At 42.3% G+C, this 21543-nt stretch carries 13 protein-coding genes; 10 read left to right on the top strand and 3 right to left on the bottom strand.

Annotation, left to right across the window (positions count from 1 at the left end; translation table 11 throughout):
• Positions 1 to 82: 82 nt before the first annotated feature.
• The 8 genes from GGD38_RS08040 to GGD38_RS08005 all read left to right on the top strand — a co-directional run bounded on the left by GGD38_RS08040 (position 83) and on the right by GGD38_RS08005 (position 13644).
• Positions 83 to 3187, top strand: a complete 3105-nt coding sequence (locus GGD38_RS08040) for a SusC/RagA family TonB-linked outer membrane protein (protein ID WP_375298525.1) — start codon at positions 83 to 85, stop codon at positions 3185 to 3187.
• A gap of 26 nt (positions 3188 to 3213) precedes the next feature.
• Positions 3214 to 4827: a SusD/RagB family nutrient-binding outer membrane lipoprotein gene (locus GGD38_RS08035; RefSeq protein WP_375298526.1), complete on the top strand. Its 1614-nt coding sequence runs from the start codon at positions 3214 to 3216 to the stop codon at positions 4825 to 4827.
• A 207-nt stretch (positions 4828 to 5034) separates the two neighbouring features.
• Positions 5035 to 8331, top strand: a complete 3297-nt coding sequence (locus tag GGD38_RS08030; RefSeq protein ID WP_375298527.1) for a VCBS repeat-containing protein — start codon at positions 5035 to 5037, stop codon at positions 8329 to 8331.
• 1 nt (position 8332) lies between these two features.
• Positions 8333 to 9748 carry a vanadium-dependent haloperoxidase gene (locus GGD38_RS08025; RefSeq protein ID WP_375298528.1) on the top strand — a complete coding sequence of 472 codons (1416 nt, stop codon included), beginning with the start codon at positions 8333 to 8335 and terminating at the stop codon, positions 9746 to 9748.
• A 606-nt stretch (positions 9749 to 10354) separates the two neighbouring features.
• Entirely contained in the window at positions 10355 to 11218 is an 864-nt protein-coding gene (locus tag GGD38_RS08020; RefSeq protein ID WP_375298529.1) for a helix-turn-helix domain-containing protein, read from the top strand.
• A gap of 314 nt (positions 11219 to 11532) precedes the next feature.
• The gene (locus tag GGD38_RS08015) at positions 11533 to 11952 is read left to right on the top strand and encodes a hypothetical protein (protein WP_375298530.1); all 420 of its coding nucleotides are present in this window, start codon (positions 11533 to 11535) and stop codon (positions 11950 to 11952) included.
• Positions 11953 to 12049: 97 nt separating this feature from the next.
• Positions 12050 to 13171, top strand: a complete 1122-nt coding sequence (locus GGD38_RS08010) for a hypothetical protein (RefSeq protein ID WP_375298531.1) — start codon at positions 12050 to 12052, stop codon at positions 13169 to 13171.
• A 65-nt stretch (positions 13172 to 13236) separates the two neighbouring features.
• Positions 13237 to 13644 (top strand): DinB family protein, encoded by a 408-nt coding sequence (locus GGD38_RS08005; RefSeq protein ID WP_375298532.1) that lies wholly within the window; start codon positions 13237 to 13239, stop codon positions 13642 to 13644.
• Between the two features lie 82 nt (positions 13645 to 13726).
• On the opposite strand, the gene GGD38_RS08000 is transcribed toward GGD38_RS08005, so the two are convergent.
• The 3 genes from GGD38_RS08000 to GGD38_RS07990 all read right to left on the bottom strand — a co-directional run bounded on the left by GGD38_RS08000 (position 13727) and on the right by GGD38_RS07990 (position 17193).
• Positions 13727 to 13906 carry a hypothetical protein gene (locus GGD38_RS08000; RefSeq protein WP_375298533.1) on the bottom strand — a complete coding sequence of 60 codons (180 nt, stop codon included), beginning with the start codon at positions 13904 to 13906 and terminating at the stop codon, positions 13727 to 13729.
• 15 nt (positions 13907 to 13921) lie between these two features.
• Positions 13922 to 15583, bottom strand: a complete 1662-nt coding sequence (locus GGD38_RS07995; protein WP_375298534.1) for a sodium:solute symporter family protein — start codon at positions 15581 to 15583, stop codon at positions 13922 to 13924.
• Positions 15584 to 16173: 590 nt separating this feature from the next.
• On the bottom strand, positions 16174 to 17193 hold the full coding sequence (locus tag GGD38_RS07990) for a LacI family DNA-binding transcriptional regulator (RefSeq protein ID WP_375298535.1): 1020 nt from the start codon (positions 17191 to 17193) through the stop codon (positions 16174 to 16176).
• 183 nt (positions 17194 to 17376) lie between these two features.
• On the opposite strand from GGD38_RS07990, the gene GGD38_RS07985 reads away from it, so the two are divergent.
• Together GGD38_RS07985 and GGD38_RS07980 are read left to right on the top strand one after the other, a co-directional pair.
• Positions 17377 to 18264: an inositol oxygenase family protein gene (locus tag GGD38_RS07985; RefSeq protein ID WP_375298536.1), complete on the top strand. Its 888-nt coding sequence runs from the start codon at positions 17377 to 17379 to the stop codon at positions 18262 to 18264.
• Between the two features lie 234 nt (positions 18265 to 18498).
• On the top strand, positions 18499 to 21528 hold the full coding sequence (locus GGD38_RS07980) for a SusC/RagA family TonB-linked outer membrane protein (RefSeq protein ID WP_375298537.1): 3030 nt from the start codon (positions 18499 to 18501) through the stop codon (positions 21526 to 21528).
• The last annotated feature ends 15 nt before the right edge of the window (positions 21529 to 21543 follow it).

Raw genomic sequence — 21543 nt, 5'->3', positions numbered from 1 at the left:
AAATGACTGCCTGGCTCTGCTATGTCAATATGTAACCGGTTTCTTATGGGAGTTATTTATTCATCATAAAACCAATTGCTAAATGAGACATGTTCGCCTGCTAATTGCATTGTTATTACTGCATTCAGTAGTACTGGCGCAAACCCGTCAAATATCAGGGGTTGTAAAAGACAAAGCCGGTACTGGTATTCCCGCCGTAACAATTAAAGTAAAAGGGAAAACCGTTGAAACTGTTACTGATATTAATGGCGCATTCAACTTACAGGCGCCAACCGGTAAGATCCAACTCGTTACTTCAAGTGTAGGGTTTGCTACTCAAACTATTGATGTAGGTGCTGATGAAAGTACCGTAAATGTTACACTTGAACAATCTACCCAGGAGTTGGGTGAAGTGGTTGTTACTGCGCTCGGCATTTCGAAAGAGTCTAAGAAGGTAGGATATTCCGTTACCACAGTAGATGCCGGCTTGTTCAATAAGGCAAGGGAAACAAATGTGGCCAACTCGCTCGAAGGTCAGGTTGCCGGATTAAGTGTAAGAGGAACCAACAGCGGCCCCGGTGGAACAGCCAAGCTCCTTTTAAGGGGATTGCCCAGTATGAACAATCCGGGCTCTCCGCTCTATGTAATTAATGGTATTCCCATCGACAATACGCAGCGTGGATTTTCTGGTGAATGGGGCGGATCGGACAACGGCGATGGTATCAATAATATAAATCCCGACGATATTGAATCTCTTACCGTGCTCAAAGGCCAGGCTGCTTCGGCTTTATATGGTTCAAGAGCTACCAACGGCGTTATAATGATCACTACCAAAGCAGGTAAAAAAGGCAGAAAGGATTTCGGAGTAGAGTATAATGGCAATCTGATGTTGGAAAAAGCCATGAACCTTACCGAATTTCAGTATGTGTATGGCCAGGGTACCGAAGGCGCCAAGCCGGGTACGCAAACCGATGCCATTGAAACGGCTTATTCAAGCTGGGGTTCTAAATTAGATGGCACCACCGTTATTGGTTACGATGGTAAAATGTATCCTTATGTGGCCGTAAAAAATAACATACAGAAGTTTTATGAAACAGGCACAACATTTACCAATTCAGTATCGCTCACTAAAAGCACTGAGTCCGGAAGTTTCCGTTTAGGATTAACCCGCCTCGATAACCACGGTATTGTGAAAAACAGCGGATTGAAACGATATTCATTTTCTTTAAATGCCGACCAGAATATTACTGATAAACTTTCTACACAGGTGTTTGTAAATTATATCGATCAGCAGAACCTCAATGTAACTTACCTGAGTGATGCTCCGATGAATGTAAACAATCTGCGGTTCCTTGCAACGAATATCGACCAGGCCACTCTGGCGCCCGGTTACGATCTGGTTACAGGCCAGGAGGCGATTGTAGGGGGCATTTTCTCACAGAACCCGTGGTTTGTGGTAAACAAGTTGAAGAATGACCTTTCACGCAGAAGATTGATCTCGTCATTGTCGCTCAAATATAATTTTACAAAAGGGCTGTATGCACAGGCTCGGGTGGGTTACGATAGAATAGCCGACAATGCATTTAAGATTGAACCATGGGGAACAGGTTACCGCAATACTACCCAAAACGGTGTATTTGCCAGCGGTTATTTACAAAACCTCGATAAATCGGAACAACATGAGCTTAATTTAGATGGAATAATAGGCGCAAGTCACAAATTCTCGGAGCTTGAACTGAATGCTGTGATAGGTGCCAACCTGCGCAAAAATGAATTTTCCATACTGCATCTGTGGGGTGGTCCCTTTATTCAAAAGGACTTCTATAGCTATAGTAACCTCTACAATAAATTTGCTGAAAACAGGTTCTGGGAAACTGAGGTTCATTCGGCCTACTACAGCGTAGACGCTACTTATAAAGGATATCTTACAATTGGAACTACGGGCCGTTTGGATGCTTATTCTACTTTACCAACCGATAAAAACACCGTTTTTGTTCCTGCTGTAACTGCCGGATTTATCTTTTCCGATGTCGCAAACATTCCTGCTATACAATATGGTAAACTGCGCGCTTCTTATGCTTCTACCAGCAATGAGTTAACACAGGCATACAGAACGCAGATCTATTATTCACTACAAACCAACAATTTCAACGGCCTCCCATTGGGTCAATACAACCTGGAGCTTCCCAATGGATTGTTGGAGCCATTTGTAGTGAACGAATTTGAAGTGGGTACCGAGTTGCGTCTCTTAAGCGGAAAACTGAACCTCGATCTTGCCTGGTTCACCAAGAAAACAAAGAACGAGATCATGGGTGCCACGTTAAGCCGTTCAACCGGTTTTGGCAGTGGTTTCGTAGGAACCGGTTCTACCAAAAACAGCGGTATTGAGGTACTTGTAAGTGGTACAATTGTAAGCAACGCCAATTTCAACTGGAAGTCATCGGTTAACTTAACCAAGTTGAAAAATAAAGTTGTTAAAACAACACCCGATAAAAGCAATATCAACCTGGGCCAGGCCCGCGAAACACTCGGCAACCTGATCACTGCCTATGTGGTAGGTTATCAGGGGCCGCAGATAATGGGTTATGATTATAAAAGAGATTCTGTTTCCGGAAGTATCGTTGTGGACGAATCGGGTTTACCTGTGAACGGCGGTAAATTAGTGCCTTTAGGCAGTGTACTGCCCGATTTCTATGGCGGATGGAATAATGAGTTCTTATTTGCAAAAAACTTCAATTTCTCTTTCCTAATAGATTACAATTTCGGCAACAAGCTCATTTCAACAACCCATCGTAATGGGCTTAGCAATGGGCTAAGCAAAGAAACGCTTTTGGGACGTGAAGGTGGAATAGTGGTAGACGGCATTACTGCAACCGGAACCAAAAATACAAAGAACGTGTCTGCAGAGGATTACTGGCAGGCTGTGTCTTCCCGTATTACGAAAGTGCATGTACTTGATGGCGATTTCATCAAATTGCGTCAGGTGGCATTATCTTATAATGTACCGGGTGAAATGCTGCAAAAAACCAAAGTTATAAAAGGAATACAACTATCACTTACAGCAAGAAATTTACTGATCCTTTATAAAGACGCCGATAATGTGGACCCCGAAGAGTCGTTCGGTTCTACCATTCAATATTATGGTATAGAAGGCCGCAATCTGCCGCCAACACGTTCATATGGTGTGAATCTTAAAGTTAATTTCTGATTTATTAACTGATTAAATTTAGAAGGATGCGTATTAAAATAATAGTATGGATGGTTGCTGCAAGTATGTTGTTAGTGCAGTGTACCAAAAATTTTGAAGAAACGAATACAGACCCCAACCAACAGATACCGAATAATTTCAATGCTGAATATTTTTTATCGGGCAGCCAGAATGAATACCGGGGTGCTATTACCGGTTACGAAGGCAGCTGGCTGTTTCAGGCCGGTTGGGTACAAATTGCTGCGGCGGCTTCAACAGGTTATTTATCCAACATGGACAAATATGTAGAATCGGCCAATACAAGTGATTATTCAGGAAGGGCCTGGAACGATTGTTATCGTGCTGCGGGTTATGCAAATGCTATTATACAAAAGCATGCTGCCGATGCAGATAAGGTAAACCTGGTAGGCGCTGCTACGGTAATGAAAGTGCTTTCGCTGCACTACATAACCGATATCTATGGCGATATTCCCTATTCAAAGGCATTGCAGGGATTTGATGGAAAGTCGCTCGGTATTCTTTCTCCTGCCTACGACAAGCAACAGGATGTATATGCAGGGTTGCTGGCCGAACTGGAAAGCGCTTTGGCCAAATTTGATGCATCGAAAAGCGGACCTCAGGCTGATTTGATATATAACGGCAACGTTTCAAAATGGAAAAAATTAGGATACTCGCTTATGCTGCGCATGGCTATGCGGTTAACCAAGGTAGATGCCGCCATGGCAAAAACCTGGGCCGAAAAAGCTTTTGCCGGTGGCGTATTTACAAGCACTGATGATGATGCTTATATTAAAAGTGAAAACAGCACCGGCCATGGCAGCGAGAACCCGCGTGTTATAACGCTCACAAATGATATTGAATACATCCGCTGGGGTAAGCCGTTCATTGACTATTTAAGAACCACAAATGACCCCAGGCTTCCCGTTATTTCGGAAATAGTGGATACGCTTGCAGCCGTTAATATTGCCGTTACGCCTAAAACGTCGAATACAAATCCATCCGATCAGGTTGGTTTGCCAAACGGTTATGTTACCACTGAATCAAGTGCGTTCTTTATAGGTAAGCATCCCGACTATCCCGGTGCAGTAGGACCGGGTAAGTCGGTAGCATCGATCCTCGCTAAATATTCGCGGCCCAGAAGCGCTTTGTATTACGACCTCAATGGCCCTGTTTTTATTTTAACTTATGGCGAGGTGGCCTTAATGCTGGCTGAAGCGAAATTCAGAGGATGGAATGTTGGTACTACAACAGCGCAAACATATTATCAACGCGGTATTGAAGCAGCCATGAAATCATTGGCCACTTTCAATGCCTCAACCGGCGTTGTTGCTAATGCCACCACATATGCAATGGCACAGGTTCTTACACCCGGAAAGGAACTTGAACTGATAAACACTCAGTATTGGCTGGCTACAGGCTCTTTGTTTAACTGGACGGAGTCCTGGAACAACTGGAGGCGCTCAGGCTTCCCCGTTTTGAATAAGGTAGCATTTACCGGCCAGTTTGCCACTGATATACCCAGAAGACAAATGTATCCTACAACGGAAGCCAGTGCCAATGCAGCAAATTATGCTACCGGACTCACCGGCGTATCAACAGGTTCAGACAGCTGGACCGGAAGAGTTTGGTGGGATAAATAGGTTGGGGTTAATTAGTTCACAAGTTGATAAATTCATAAGTAAAAAGATTTTCTTTAATTGCTGCAGAAGTAGGATGTAGGAAGTAAGAAAATACAAAAGGCTATTAATTATTAGCTTTATTATTCAAGCTCTTCTTACATCCTACTTCTTACATCGTACTTCGTATTCTTCAGCCCGTATTCCGCTATTTATTTAATACGAATCTTCATGAGAAGAATTGTCATCCATACCACACTATTATGTTTCATTACCATCAACGCCATGGCGCAAACGCCCTTATTCGAACTGTTATCGCCAAAACAAACCAACATTCAATTTATTAACCGTATTAATGAAACGGAGAACCTGAATGTGCTGGCGTATGAATATTTCTATAATGGCGGCGGGATAGCGGTAGGGGATATCAATAACGATGGGCTTGAAGATATTTTTCTTGTGTCGAATATGGGCGAGAACAAATTGTATTTGAATACCGGCCGGTTGCAGTTTAAAGATATCACCAAAGAGGCCTGCAGGGAAATGGCAGGCAGGCCCGGCGGTTGGAAGACCGGTGTTACCATGGCCGATGTAAATGGTGATGGCCTGCCCGATATTTATGTATGTTATTCAGGGAAGGTGAACGATGACATGCGACGGAACCAATTGTTCATTAATCAGGGCAATGGCAAATTCAAGGAAGAAGCGGCCGCCTGGGGCATAGATGATAAAAGCTATAGCACCCAGGCCGCTTTTTTCGATTACGACAACGATGGCGATCTGGACATGTTCTTACTGAACCATAGTACAAAAAAGATCGATAATATGGAACTGGCCCGGTACCGCGATGAAGTAGATGAACTGGCCGGTAACAAAATGTACGAGAACCAGGGCGATCATTTTGTTGATGTGTCGGCGAAAGCAGGCATCAGACAAAATCCATTGACGTTCGGACTGGGCATTGCCATTGCCGATATTAATAAAGATGGCTGGCAGGATGTATATGTGACCAACGATTACAATGAGCCCGATTACATGTACTTCAACAATGGCAACGGCACCTTTAGCAATAAGGCCGATAAAAGCCTGCGGTATTTATCGCAGTTTTCAATGGGTGTTGATATTGCCGATTTTAATAACGACGCCCTGCCAGATATCATTACGCTCGATATGCTGCCCGAAGACAACCGGCGGCAGAAACTGTTACAGCTTCAGGAGAACTACGAATCATTTGCCCTTATGATCAACCAGGGACTAAATCCGCAGTATATGCGTAATATGCTACAGCTGAATAATGGTGGTAAGGGCGAGTCGCTCACTTTTAGCGAGATTGGTCAATTGGCCGGCGTCTCAAACACCGACTGGAGCTGGTGCCCCCTGTTTGCCGACTATGACAACGATGGTTACAAAGACCTGTTCATCACAAACGGTTATTTGCGCGATTATACCAACAAAGATTTTCTGCGGTATTGGGGCGACTATAAAGTGAAGAAAGCGATGGACCGCGAACCCGTTTTGCTGATGGACCTTATACGCGTTATGCCCTCAACAACTTTACCCAATTATATTTTCAGGAATAATCACAATTGTACCTTTTCCAACCAGCAAAAACAATGGGGAATGGATAAACCGGCCGTTTCATCGGGAGCAGTATATGCAGATCTGGATAACGATGGTGACCTTGACCTTGTGATAAATAATATCAATGAGAATGCGTTTGTGTACAGGAATACTGCAAGAGAAAGCGCAAAGGCCGGCTATCTTTCCTTTACACTTCATTACAAAAAGCCAAACTGGTTTGCCATTGGCGCCAAAGTGTATTTGTACCAAAATAAAACAGTTCAGTATGCAGAGGTGAACCCGGCTCGGGGCTATCTTTCCTGCGTTACCACCCGGTTGCATTTTGGGGTTGATAGTGCTGCCACCATCGATTCGGTAAAAATAGTATGGCCCGATAGAACAACAAAACTGCTCACCAATGTAGCAACCAATAAAGATGTTACTGTCGATTATGAACAGCCGGCAACTCCGTTTTTTGAAAGGGACCCGGTATATGCAAAGACCATGTTTACCCTTGCCGATAAGTTGTTTACCTATAAACATACCGACGTAAGTGAAAATGATTTCAAACGCCAGTTGCTGATGTTGTTCATGTATTCAAAAACAGGCCCGGTAATAGCAAAAGGCGATGTGAATAAAGATGGGTTTGAAGACCTGTTTGTAAGCGGTGATAAGAACAAGCCCGGTAAAATTTATATTCAGAATGGAAAGGGGCAGTTTTATGAAGAGCCCAATCTTAATATAGGAGATGAGAATGCTTCTTCTATTTCAGCGGCTGCTTTTTTTGATGCGGATGGTGATGGCGATCAGGACCTGTATATTGCCAAAGGCGGCTATGCTTTGTATGAACCCGGCGCCCGTTGTTTGCAGGATGAATTATACCTGAATGATGGCCGCGGACAATTCAAATTAGCTGTTGATGCATTGCCAAATGTAAGTGCCAACAGTAAATCGTGTGTTCGGCCCTGCGACTACGATGGCGATGGCGATCCCGATCTCTTTGTTGGTGGCCGGGTGATACCCGGCTACTATCCTTTAGCGCCTGCTTCTTTTTTACTGGTGAATGATGGTAAAGGAAAATTTACGGCGGCAACAGTTCCGTTTGCACAAATTGGTATGGTAACCGATGCCCAATGGGCCGACCTCGATAAAGACGGTCGTAAAGACCTGGTGCTTTGCGGCGAGTTTATGCCGTTGACGGTGTTTATGAACACAGTAAATGGTTTCGTTGATAAAACAGGTGCCTATTTCAACAATACAACCAATGGCTTTTGGTTTACACTGCATGTAACCGATATTGATGGCGATGGTAACGACGATCTTGTTGCCGGAAACCTGGGTTTGAACACCTGTATAAAAATATCGGAAAAAGAGCCGGGAGAACTGGTGTATGCCGATTTCGACAGCAACGGGTCTGTTGATCCCTTTTTTAATTTTTATGTTCAGGGGGTAAGTTATCCCTTTGTTAGCCGCGATGAATTGAACGAACAGATATACCCGATGCGCAAACGCTTTACTTCCTATGCGTCTTACTCTGTAGTAACCATGAAAGATATTTTTTCACAGGAGGAATTGGTAAAGGCCCATCGGTTAACTGTAACGGAGCCCCGTACCCTTGCTTTTTTAAACCACAATGGCAAAATGCAGCCGGTAGACCTGCCCATGCAGGCACAGTTTTCTGTGGTCACTAATATTCTTTCCGGCGATTATAATGGCGATGGTAAAAAAGATCTGTTGCTATTGGGTAATCACTCCGATAATCGTTTAAAGATCGGTTGTATAGATGCCAGCTATGGTTGTTTGCTGGCCGGCGATGGTAGGGGTGGGTTTAATTATGTAACCCAGCCTGTGTCTGGTTTGAACATAAAAGGCGATGTAAAAGCTGCAGTGGATATAAAGATCAATAACACAAAATTTATTATAGCGGGTATTTGCAATGCCGCCATGGAATTTTATAAAGTACAGTAATATGTATAAAGAGTCTCTTCGTTTGTTTGATATGTCAACCCGGCGTCTGGAAGCAGGCGCCGGTGTATTTTGGCTTTTTCTGTTTGTTTTGTTCTTCAACGTTCATGGGGCCATGGCGCAAACAACAGCTACAAAGAAAAGAGTAGTGCAAAAAGGAGAAGCGGCATTTACCCGTTATTTGCAACCGGCTGTTTTTTCTTTATCAAAGATAATGATGCACGATGTGGTGAACCCACCGGCAGCTGCCCGCTACTATGCCTATTGTATGTTGGGTGCGTATGAGATCGTTTCACAACACGATACCACACTTACTACATTAGATCGTTTATTAAAGCAATATAAGCGGCCGGCGATTGTTACCAAACGAAGTAGTTATGATGCACGCATTGCGGCTGTTTATTGTATTATGGAAACAGGGCGGTTAATGCTGCCTTCGGGATACAGGTTACAGGAAGAAGAAGAGCAGTTCATTGCCGAACAACTAAAAGCAAAAATCACCCGCCCTTTGCTCGATAGTTCTATTGCTGTGGCTAACTATATGGCAGCCCGCATTGTTGAATATGCAAAGGCCGACCGGTATGGCAAATTGAGTGCGCAGCTGCGGTATACACCGGTAAAAGGCGATGGTTATTGGTACCCAACCCCGCCGGCTTATATGGAAGCGGTAGAGCCCAATTGGAAAACCGTGCGGCCATTGGTGATCGACAGCTGCAATCAATTCCCACCAAAACCACCGGTTGCATTTAGTAAAGACAGCACCAGTAATTTTTACAAATTGGCCAAAGAGGTATACGATGTGTCAATAAAACCAACACCGGAACAATTGAATATTGCTTCGTTTTGGGATTGCAATCCGTTTGTGGTGTCCACGGCAGGGCATATGTCAATAGGGTTTAAAAAGATCAGTCCGGGCGGGCATTGGATGAACATTGCCGGTATTGCTGCGCAACAGGCGCAATTGAGTTTTAATGCATCGATAACAGCGCAAATGCTGACAGGTATTACCATTCATGATGCATTTATTAGTTGCTGGGATGAAAAGTTCCGTTCGAATCGCATAAGGCCCGAAACGTATATCAACCGGTATATCAACATCAAGTGGCAGCCCTTGTTGCAAACGCCGCCTTTTCCCGAATACACCAGTGGGCATAGTGTGATATCTACAGCTGTGTCGGAAGTGCTAACGTATTTGTTTGGCGATAAATTCACGTACACCGATAATACAGAAGAAATGTTTGAGATTCCCGCCCGCACCTTTACTTCATTCAGGCAGGCGGCGGCCGAAGCCGCTGTTTCGCGACTGTACGGTGGTATTCATTATCGCGATGCCATTGAAAACGGGCAGCAACAGGGTAGGGAATTGGGCGCATTTATTGTTGGAAGGTTGCAGGCTGCAGGGCTAAAACCGGTGAAATAGCGTGATTTGTTAATATTGGGTGGTGATCGCGTTCAAAGATCGCTGAATCAAATTTTATATTACCCTAATATTATTTAAGATCAGCCAGATATTGTTTCTTGTTACCCCAATATTGTTTATTGAAACCTAAATATTGCGTTCGGCTAGGTAATATTGATTTTTATTTCCCTTCCATCGTTTATTATTTCCCCAATATTAAAATGCTATACGTAATAGATGAATTTTGATGACCATAATTTGGATTTTGATGACCATCATTTGAATTTTAAAGGGAAACATTGTTTATGATCAAGCCAATATTGAATTCGGAGAGGCTAATATTGATTTATGCGAGGCAGATATGATGTTTGATCAGACTGATATTAAATTCGATAAGGGAAATATGAATTATTATCAGCTTAATATAGTTTCAAATTTCAGAATATTGAAATTGCTACACGTAAAAAATGAATTCTGATAACCAGTTTGGTTTTTGATGACCGTCATTTGAAAGTGGGCCGCAAATATTGCTTATGATCAGGCCAGGATTGATTTCGGGAAGGCTAATATCGACTTATGCGAAGCAAATATGACGTTTGATCGGGCTGAAATTTGTAATTTTAAACAATGGAAGCCGATATCCACACATTATATGAGTCAGATTTTTATCGTGTAATGGATTTCAGGTGCCGGTGTGTAGATTGCCGCACATCAAAACCCGAATACAACACAACATTCTGCATCAGCTTTGTGCGAAAAGGCAATTTTCTGTTCAATGTATTCCGCCGCTCACTCGATTCTTATAACGGTTGCGTATTAGTAACCAAACCCGGTTACGAACGCACGGTAACTCATACACATACCGTGCCCGATGAGTGCACCATCTTTGAATTTAAGGAGGCGTTTTTTAATAAGTTGCTGGAGCATTACGGGCGCATTCCTTTCTTTACCGATAACGACTGGCATTCAACGCTGATAAAAACAAATGCCGAAACAGAGTTCCTGCACTTTCATATAATAAAACTAATACTCACCAATACGGGCAGCAAACTACAGCTAGACAACCTGGTAATGGAGGTGATAGAAAAGGTACTGGCTAACATTACCGATTATAAACCCGATCATCGCATCAATACCCGGTTAAAACAAAACCACCTGGTAACCATTGAGCGGGCAAAGGAGTATCTCACCGATCATTTCACCGATGATATTTCACTGATGCAATTGGCCGAATATTGTTATGTAAGTCCGTTCCATTTCAGCCGCCTGTTCAAAACGTTTACCGCCGAATCGCCCCATCAGTTCCTGCTAACGCTTCGCCTGAAGAATGCGGAACTGTTATTACGCAACACCGCCCAACCCGTTGCCGACATTGCCTTTTCATCGGGATTCAATAGCGTTGAGCATTTTACGGCAGCATTTAAGTTTAAGTATAAGTGCCCGCCGGGTGCTTACCGGCAGCAATATCCAGAGTCTGCCGGATTTTTGTAATATTTATATATGCGAAAATATCCCATTGGGTTACAGAACTTTAGGGGGCTACGAGAAAGATGTTTTTTATATGCATGGAAAAGTTGTTATCCTTATAGACGAATAGATCTTCTTGTACAAATAGCAACGCACATTTCAAAGGCCATCATAAGCCTCAATGCCTGTCGTTTGCATAGTGGCGAAATTATATAAATAAAAAGATAATATACATGTATTGGTTATAACAACAATATGTATCGCTTTTAACAAAGCTTTTCACCCAAAACCGCTATGATCCTCCCTTTATTTGGGGTATCTTGTTACAAAACAATATTATGAAGATCCTTATCTGTATAGCGGCCTGCCTTTTTTCTGTGGCCGGTTATGCGCAAACAAAATTGATTGCCTTCAGAAGTCATTCAGGTAGCAATGCAAATTTTCGTACGGCTGTTGAGAAGGACCTTTTTGATATCGGTAACTCAAATTTTGGTATTGTTGAAAGGGAAAAAGTTGATTCGGTTATTAAAGAGTCAAAAAACAGGATCATTGTATCAAGAAAGTTCTATGGTTCGGCAAAAGGCCCTCAACGCGATACTCTTACCAATGCCAACGCCAGTGAATTTTTTGCTGCAACCAATATGCAAATGTTAAAAGAGGCGTTACATAAAAAATATCATAGGGCTATGTTAGATAATATACAGATCATTGGTTTTGGCAATAAATTTAAACAGGCTAACAGCGTTCCTAAAAAATAACAGTCTTATGCATTAACCCGCCCTAATGGTCAATTACTTTAAAAGATCCTTTGCAGTTTTTTCTCTTTTAGGTTTTCTGTTTATTCCATTAACATTTTTGGAATTTGATTTCCAATACCAGATCACAAAGTTCATTTTCTATTCTCCGGTAGCTTTTATCCAAAATCAGTTTTTCCCTAATGCAATAAAGAATATTGAATTTTCTTCCGATACAATCGGCCTGAATATTTTATTAGGCCTGCTATTGATCATTTCGTTGCTGTTGGTTGTAGGGTTACAGTTTTTCAGGCTCAGCACTGAGCGCATCATTCCGCTCTTCAAATTGTTATCTGCGTATTATGTTGCTATCGTTTTTTTAAAATATGGGTTTGATAAAATATTTAAACGTCAGTTTTATTTGCCCGAACCTAATATACTTTATAGCAATTTTGGAAGTTTAACCAGGGACACTTTGTTCTGGAGTACCATGGGCACTTCGCACATTTACTCTATTGTAACAGGTGCAATAGAAGTACTGGCTGGTGCCTTAATACTTTTTAAACGCACCAGGATTGCCGGATTTTTTCTGGCCCTGATAGTTTCAATAAACATTCTTTTAATAAACATAAGCTTCGATATTTCGGTGAAACTATTCACTTCCTTTCTTTTAATGGTAGTGTTCTTCAATCTTTATGCTGTTTTAAAAACCACCTATGTTTTTTTTATTCAACACAAGGCGGTGCAATTACCAGCTTCAGTACATAATGACATTCCTGTTAATAAACGGGTTCATGCAGGTTTATGTGCTGTGATAGTTGGCCTTGTTCTTACCCCAGCCATTTCTACCCGTAACTTTAATGATGACAATACACAACGTCCGCTTTTACACGGTGCTTACCAGATAGAACATTTTACCGTTAACAACGACTCGTTAAATAGAAATGATTTTCCGTACAGGCGTTTTTTTATACACCGGAACGATTATATTATTTTTCAAAAAGAAGATGAAACTATGGTTGATTACTTTTTTGAAATAAATGAAGGTGCCAAGCAAATGACGATCACGGATTATGAAAACAATAAAATTTCCGTTACCTATAATTATAATGCAAAGGAAGGCGATTTGCAATTGAGCTTTGGGAATAAGGCACACTGGACCATTCAGTCAAAAGCATTGAACTGGAAAGCGCTTCCCGCATTACAGGATGGCATGCATTACACCATCGATGAAATAAAATAAGAATAGCAATTTTCCTTAAGTGTCCCGAAAAACGGCTGTATAGCTTTGTTGAAAAATACAGCGTTATGAAAGATCAATTATTATCAACCATTGAAAATTCAAGGAAGTACACATTACAGGTTGCCGAAGCCATGCCCGACAAAGACTATCATTACAAACCAGCGGGCGCCGGGTGGGATTTTGGTGAACTGTTGCACCATATAGCCTATGGCATTCATTGGTGGCAGGATAACTACATTACCGGCAATAAAACCGAATGGGCGCCACCACCAGTTAAAAAAAGCAGGCAGGAAGTATTAGCTTACCTTATAAAGGCATTTGCTTCGTTGCAGAAGACTGTTAAAGAAAAAACGCTCGATGAAAATTCGACGTATGGTGCATATGCGACCCTCGATCATATTACCCATCATCGCGGGCAGGCCGTGCTGTACTTACGCACCCACGGTATTGAACCACCGGAGTATGTGTATTAAGGCGAGGTCTGAGGTTTGAGATCTGGAGTCTGAGGTCAGAAGTCGGAGGTCCCAAATACAGACTCTTCCGACTTCCGACTTCTTACTTCCGGCTTCTTATAAACATCATCAATAGACCAAACACCAGGAATCCTGATCCGGTAAGGGTGTTCAGCTTTGTTGCTACATTGGTACCCAGCATTACATTAAGCAATAAGATCACAGATACTACCGAAAAGAACAGGCCAATGACAAATTGCAGATCGTTTAATTTTTTGTACATGGAAGCAATTGTTAGTTAGAAAAATAATATGTTTAATAATATAGTGATCGCTAACAGTACCAAACCCAGCGGCACTACCCGCAGGTACCATTTTTGTTCGTGGAACTTGGGTTTTTCTGTTAACGAATATACTAAACCTTTTAATTCCTCATCGGGCTTGGGTTTGGTGCAAAGGCTCACAATGATGGTTGTAAAGAAATTGAAGATCCACGAAACACCGGCCACTATAAACGCCTGACCCATACCGCTTTTGATGGTATAAAATTCTGTTATCCAGCCACCCTTGCCTTCGGCAACGGTAAGGCCATGTGTAGCGGCTGCGGCTGCGGTTCCGGCCACCAATCCCCAAAATGCGCCATGCCCGGTTGTACGTTTCCAAAACATCCCTAACAGGAAGGTGGCAAACAACGGACCGTTCACAAAACCAAACACCAGTTGTAAAAAGTCGTTGATGTTGTTAAAGCTTTTAGCTATGTAAGCAGTAGCAATGGAAATAAGGATACCCACTACCGTAATGCCTTTACCCACCAACAGATAATGCCGGTCGCTTTTGTTCTTTACAAAATATGATTGGTATATATCGAAAGTAAATACTGAGTTAAATGCAGTAACGTTGCCCGCCATACCACTCATAAACGAAGCAATGAGTGCCGTAATGCCCACACCCAAAATACCGGTAGGGTAGTAGTGCGCGATCATCGATGGTAACGTCATGGTATAATCCAGTTCACCGCTGGCGGTTGTTGGAATACGATAGCCTTTTGATAACAGGGCAGGTTGCATTAAAGTAATAGCTATTAAGCCCGGCAGCACTACAATAAGGGGCATGGCCATTTTAGGAATGGCTGCAATAATAGGTGTGCGTTGTGCATCGCCCATATTGCGGGCAATCATGGCTCGCTGTACTACCAGGAAATCGGTACACCAGTAACCGAATGACATTACAAAACCCAACCCAAAGATCAGCGACATAAAATGTAAACCCATGGGGTTGTCATTGGCATTGCCCATGTATTTCCAGGCATGCGTCATTTCGGGTTGTAACAATGCTTTTATATTGTCCCACCCACCGGCATCGTGCAACGAAATTATTACCAGGGGCGAAAGACCCAATACAATTAAAAAGAATTGTAATACTTCATTATATACAGCGCTGGTGAGTCCGCCAAGAAAGGTATAAACCATTACTATACCCGCCGATACCCAAATGGAGATATCGAAATCCCAATGCAGAATGGTTTCCATCAGTTTAGCCAGCGCATATAATGATATGCCCGACGAAAAAACCGTCATAACCGCAAAAGAGATAGCGTTTAAGCCCCTGGTCTTTTCATCAAAACGTAGCGAAAGGTATTCCGGTACGCTACGGGCGCGGCTACCATAATAGAAGGGCATCATAAACACACCAAGGAACACCATGGCGAAAATGGCACCTACCCAATAAAAGTGTACGGTCATAATACCGTATTTGGCGCCGGAGGCAACCATTCCAATCACTTCCTGGGCGCCCAGGTTGGCGGAGATAAATGCAAGGCTGGTGATCCACAATGGGATACTGCGGCTGCTGGTGAGGAAGTCATTACTTGATTTAATTTTCTTTTTTATAAGAAAACCAACGCCAATGACAAAAATGAAATAAACAAGTATGATCAGGTAATCGGCAAGTTCTAAACGCATGAGCAATCGTTAGTTGTGTGTGATGGTTTGCATGCACAATATATTTCTTTCATTTCATAGTTATGATCGCAATCATAATTTAGGCTAAAAAGTTACGAATACGGTTTCGGGGCATCCGGCCACGAGTTGACGAGTTAACTGGTTGACAGGTTAAGACGTGATACAGTTTATAGTAATTATAACGGTTTAGTTGAAAAAGAAGGTCAAATAATTTGAAAACCAGAGGTGAGCGTATCAAAAAACGAATCGGGCATTACAAAAGGAGGATAAGGAATGTAAAAAAAACAGGTTTGCGTATAAAAACAAGAAATAGTTATGATAAAAGTAGAATTGGTTTTGTAAAAGCTAAAGGGTTCCGTTTAGAAAGTTCACCGGTTTGTGTAACGGAACACGCAAAAAATTAAACGCCAGGGGCTTTCTATTACATGAAATACCTTTGGAATTACATGCCAGGATCTTGTAGTTACACGCTACCTTCTACTTTTGATAAACAATCTTCTTTTTTTGTAACAGTTTTTTTAGTGCTAAAACAAAATAAGATTGATTTGTAACGAGTTATAAATGGGTTGGCGAACCTTTTAAACTCCTCGTTAACTCGTCAACCCCCTGGTAGACTCTCTTTCAAATAAAGCACTCGGTATAACTACCTTCTCTTTCCGCAAATCAAACGTACTCTTCTCTATCCCCTTAAACAACAGCGTGGCCGCCGCTTTGCCAATTTCAAAGGCGGGTTGGGTAATAGTGGTGAGTGGGGGATTCAATATAGGCGCTGTATCGAGGGTGGCAAACGCTATTACCTTAATATCATTGGGAATATTGATCTTCAATTCATGACAGGCAAGGTAAACCGGGGTAACTATCTTTTCAACCGAAGCTATCAGGCCATCGGGCCGGTCAGGGCTTTGCAAAATGGTTTTTATTTGATGGTTCATGCTGTCATCATCAGTGCAATAAATGGTTTGTATATCCATTTCGGGTATACCGGCTTGCAAAAGCGCCGCCTTAAATCCTTCCATCCTGTTTAAACAAATGGGCAGGCTTTGCGAAATAGAAACAAAGGCCGGTTTGCGGCATCCCCGCTGTAATAAATGATTGGCGGCAAGCAGCCCGCACTCAAAATCGTTGGTGGTAACCCTTGCGGTTTCAATGCCTTCCTGTTCCCGGTCGAAAAATACAAGGGGAATATTCTGGGCCTGTAATCTCTTTATATGATCGGCCGTATTGGTTTCACTGGAAATGGAGATCAAAACCCCATCTACCCGGCCGCTTTGACAATCTTCAAGAATGGTTTTTTCGTTGGCGTATTTTTCGTGCGATAAATAGATAAGTACGTGATAGCCTTTGGTTTCGGCTATTGATTGAATACCGTTAATGGCCAGGGAGAAAAAGTTATCTGCTACTTCGGGCAGTACCACTGCAATGGTCTTGCTTTTCTTTTTACGCAGACTGCTTGCATAGGGATTAGGTACATAATTAAGCTGTGAAGCCAGCTCCAATACCTTCTTTTTGGTTTCATCACTGATCTCGTAACTGTCGCGCAATGCTTTTGAAATGGTTGAAACGGACAGTTGCAACTGCTCTGCTAAAACCTTTATGTTTACTTTGCTCATTGGGTATTTAAAGCCTTAAATGGTTGTATTACAGACTATTTTATCTTGCAATTTGCTGCATTTTCTCGCAACCGTTTTCGTAAATAAAGTTAAATCACCGCTAACAATCTTTAGCAAAAAATTAGAACTTAGTTTCGGATTCGACACCAACCAACCAGTTTAATATATTTAAAAACGATTGCAATGGCAGCTCCTGGTAAGTTCTCCGAGAAAGAAATAAACCCCCTTGGCAGTTTAGACGAATGGGAAGATGATGTTCTGCAACGTTATCCCGATCCCGATACAATAGCAAAAGAAAAAGCAAAAGAAGAATACCGTAATTACGAAGAACCTGGCCGCGATACTGTTCGCGAATTCTACCGTTTGAACCATACTTACCAAACGTATGATTTCGTTCAGGAAAAAAGAAAAGATTTTTTACAGTTCAACCGTAAAGAAATGTCGGTTTGGGATGCTTTTAATTTCCTGAACCAGCTGGTTGATGATAGTGATCCCGATACAGATCTTGACCAGTTTCAACACCTGTTACAAGCGTCTGAAGCCATTCGTGCCGACGGTCACCCCGACTGGATGGTGCTTACCGGTTTAATGCACGATATGGGCAAGGTACTTTGTTTGTTTGGTGAGCCACAATGGGCTGTTGTAGGTGATACCTTCCCTGTTGGCTGCGCTTATTCCGACAAAATTGTTTATCCCGAATTTTTTAAGAACAATCCTGATTACAACAACGAGGCTTATAACACTAAATTAGGGGTGTATAAGCAAAATTGTGGATTACGGAATGTGAGTATGTCATGGGGCCACGATGAGTATGTATATCAGATGCTGAAAGATCATTTGCCCGAGTCTGGTTTATATATGCTGCGCTATCACTCGTTTTATGCCTGGCATCGCGAAGGCGCATATGACCACCTGTTAGATGACCACGATCGTGAAATGTTGAAATGGGTTAAATTATTCAATCCCTACGACCTGTATTCAAAATGTCCTACACCACCCGATTGGAAGCAATTGCGCCCTTATTATGAGGACCTGATTGCGAAATACCTACCATCGACCATCAAATTTTAGCACCAAAATGTAACACACCCTCTCGAAACTTTATCCATTCCTTGTTTTATCTCACTGAGAAGAAACTACCGTTTTAGGCGTGGTTTGTATCAGTGTGCGCGTAATCGTTTGCAAAACACAACCTTCAGGTAGTTGTGTTTTTTTAGAATAAAAACGATAAATGTAACAAGTACATTTTATCAGACATTAAAAAACCGGAAGGAAGATTCAACACTTTAACCTAAAACTTTTGTTATGAGATTGCTTTGTCGGTCGCTCCCGAATGGCGCGGGGAAACGCCTTTTGCTGCTGCTTTTGTTAACGCCGCTTTACATGCTGGCACAATCACAGTTATATACTGGAACGGTAAAAGACTCTACTGGCCGTGCGTTGCCAGGTGTTTCGGTATCTGTAATGGGAAAGAGTATTGTTACTGTTACAAAATCAGATGGTTCGTTCACCATTCCTGCCAAGGCAGGCGATAAGTTGGTGTTCAGTGGTATTTCGCTCGAAAATTATGAAATGCTGGTTGGCAGCGATGTGAAACTTGACGTAATCATGCGTGCATCGGCCCTCACCATGACAGATGTGGTGGTAGTGGGTTATGGTAAAGCTTCACGCAAATCGTTAACCAGCGCAATAACTACCATCAAGCCAGATGAGATGAACAAAGGCTCTATTGGTGATGTAGGACAGTTATTGCAAGGTAAAGTACCAGGTTTGAATATTACGGCAAGCGGTGACCCTAACCGGCCTGCTGCAGTGGTTTTAAGAGGTGCTTCTACTATTAACAGTCCCGGCGGGCCCTTTTATGTAATTGATGGTGTGCCCGGTGCAGATATTGCTTTGATAGCTCCGGCCGATATAACCGCAATTGACGTATTAAAAGATGCTGCTGCCACGGCTATTTATGGTAACCGTGCTTCTAATGGAGTTATTATTGTTACTACAAGAAGAGGAAAGAAAGGACAGGCGCAGGTTTCTTACGACGGGTTTGTGGCACTTGAAAAAGTATCGCGCCGGTTAGAAGTAATGGACGCCGGCCAGTTAAGAAGTTTTCTGGCAAATAATGGTTTAGGTTTTACACCGCAGGATGATAAAGGCGCCGATACAGATTGGCAGAAAGCTATTCAACGCGATGAGGCTGTATCAACAAGTCATAATATATTTCTTGGCGGTGGTGGCGATCATGGAAATTACAGTGCCAGTTTGAACTACTTCAATAAGCCCGGTATTTTATTGAACAGTAACCTGAAGCGTATAATTGCCCGCCTGTCGGTAGAACAATACATGCTGAACGATAAATTGAAGTTGGGGCTGAATGTTACCAACTCAAATAATGATGCCGATGATATCCCTTACCGGAATACGGTTTTATTACAGTCTGCTCAATACCTGCCTGTATCGCCGGTTAAGAATGATAATGGAACTTATTACGAGAATCTTACAAAATCTGGTTATTACAATCCTGTGTCTATGCTCAATCATAGCCAGCAGAATACAAAGACCAATAACCTGATGGGTAATTTAACTGCCGAGGCTAAACTGCCTTTTGGTTTAACGTATAACCTGAACGTGGCTTATATCTACAATTCCATGTTGTATGGTTCTTTCCTCGACCGGTATTTTACCTCTAATTATAATGGTATGTATGATAACCCTGATCCTACTACCTATGGCCATGGTCAGCAGGCGTTTGGAACAAACGGTCAGGCAAACAGGCAATCTTACACAAACAAAAGCAAGATCCTTGAAACATATTTTACCTGGGAAAAAGTAATAGGAAAGCATAATGTAAACGCCGTATTAGGTTATTCATGGCAGGAAAATGAGAACGGCGATGGTTTCCAGGTAACTACTTATAACTTCCCTGTTGACAATACAGGCTACCAGAACCTTTCATTGAGCAATCCATATGCTTATACTACGCAAATAGGTCTTGGTGGAAGTGGAATTTATCAGAAAACAAAACTGATCTCTGATTTCGCGCGGTTGAAATACACTTATAATAACCGGTATATTTTACAGGCGTCGCTCAGAAGAGACGGTAGCTCAGTATTTGGAACAAACAACGAATGGGGTTACTTCCCTTCAGTTGCGGTGGCCTGGCGTTTAACCGAGGAGAATTTCATGAAATCGCAGAACCTATTCAGCGATCTGAAATTGAGAGCAAGCTATGGTATTACCGGTAATGCTTTTGGATTTGGCGCTTATACGGCCCAGTTCCTGATGGGTAATTTGGGTACTTATTATTACAATGGTAACCTTACCGCAGCTTATGGTCCTATAGCAGCAGCCAATCCTGATCTGAAATGGGAAGAAATTGCCACCACTAACCTTGGTGTTGATTTCACTATTCTTAATGGTAAACTGGGTGGTTCAGTAGACGTATATAAAAAGAAGACAACGGGTATGATCTATCGTTATAATGTTAACCCGGCGCTTGTGCCTAATGGCAGCATTACTGCAAATGGTGGAAGCATAGAGAACAAAGGTATAGAGTTGGCCCTTACCGGTAACATTATTTCAGATAGCAGATTTACCTGGACAAGTAATCTTAACCTGGCGCACAATAAGAATACGATAACCAGTCTTAGAAATCCGTTGTTCGCCGGCGGCGACTCGGTTGCTGTAGGTTATCCTGAAGGCTCTGGCCAATCGGGCAATCCGGTAGCGATATTAAAAGAAGGACATCCGCTGGGACAGTTCTATGCCTTTAAATATGAAGGTAAAGATGCCGCTGGTGTTTCGCAATATCTGAGCGGTGATGGAAAATCATTGTTGACCAAAGATTTCTCACGGGGAACTGATTACTATTACATCGGGAATGCACAACCTAAACTGTTGATGGGCTGGTCGAATAACTTCAAGTATGGTAAATTTGACCTCGGTGTTTCGTTCCGTGGTGTATTTGGTAACAAGATATTCAATGCTACCCGTGCCGATCTGTTCCGTCCCAACACAGCCCAATTCACCAATATCCTGGTTGAAGCGGCGGGTGAGTCAACTGCAGACTTTAATGCATATCGTTATTCTTCACGTTTTGTTGAAAGCGGAAGTTATGTAAGGCTCGATAATGCCACTTTAGGGTACACATTGAAAAATCTGGGTAATTCTGTTAAATCTGTAAGGTTATATGTTACCGGTAACAATCTGTTCATAATTACCAATTATAAAGGTGTAGATCCTGAGGTGAACCAGGGTGGTATTGCCCCCGGCATCGATTACAACAACTTCTATCCCAAAACCCGCACTATCCTGTTTGGAGCAAATGTATCCTTCTAATTTAACCAGCAAAAT

The sequence above is a fragment of the Niastella sp. OAS944 genome, assembly GCA_024809215.1.
In the GTDB taxonomy this organism is placed as follows: domain Bacteria; phylum Bacteroidota; class Bacteroidia; order Chitinophagales; family Chitinophagaceae; genus Niastella.
Note: the sequence above shows the minus strand (reverse complement) of the source record. Positions and strands in the feature narration are given on the sequence as shown.

Coding starts and splice junctions, on each gene's coding strand:
- GGD38_RS08040 (WP_375298525.1), top strand. CDS start 83: ATGAGACATGTTCGCCTGCTAATTGCATTGTTATTACTGCATTCAGTA.
- GGD38_RS08035 (WP_375298526.1), top strand. CDS start 3,214: ATGCGTATTAAAATAATAGTATGGATGGTTGCTGCAAGTATGTTGTTA.
- GGD38_RS08030 (WP_375298527.1), top strand. CDS start 5,035: ATGAGAAGAATTGTCATCCATACCACACTATTATGTTTCATTACCATC.
- GGD38_RS08025 (WP_375298528.1), top strand. CDS start 8,333: ATGTATAAAGAGTCTCTTCGTTTGTTTGATATGTCAACCCGGCGTCTG.
- GGD38_RS08020 (WP_375298529.1), top strand. CDS start 10,355: ATGGAAGCCGATATCCACACATTATATGAGTCAGATTTTTATCGTGTA.
- GGD38_RS08015 (WP_375298530.1), top strand. CDS start 11,533: ATGAAGATCCTTATCTGTATAGCGGCCTGCCTTTTTTCTGTGGCCGGT.
- GGD38_RS08005 (WP_375298532.1), top strand. CDS start 13,237: ATGAAAGATCAATTATTATCAACCATTGAAAATTCAAGGAAGTACACA.
- GGD38_RS08000 (WP_375298533.1), bottom strand. CDS start 13,906: ATGTACAAAAAATTAAACGATCTGCAATTTGTCATTGGCCTGTTCTTT.
- GGD38_RS07995 (WP_375298534.1), bottom strand. CDS start 15,583: ATGCGTTTAGAACTTGCCGATTACCTGATCATACTTGTTTATTTCATT.
- GGD38_RS07990 (WP_375298535.1), bottom strand. CDS start 17,193: ATGAGCAAAGTAAACATAAAGGTTTTAGCAGAGCAGTTGCAACTGTCC.
- GGD38_RS07985 (WP_375298536.1), top strand. CDS start 17,377: ATGGCAGCTCCTGGTAAGTTCTCCGAGAAAGAAATAAACCCCCTTGGC.
- GGD38_RS07980 (WP_375298537.1), top strand. CDS start 18,499: ATGAGATTGCTTTGTCGGTCGCTCCCGAATGGCGCGGGGAAACGCCTT.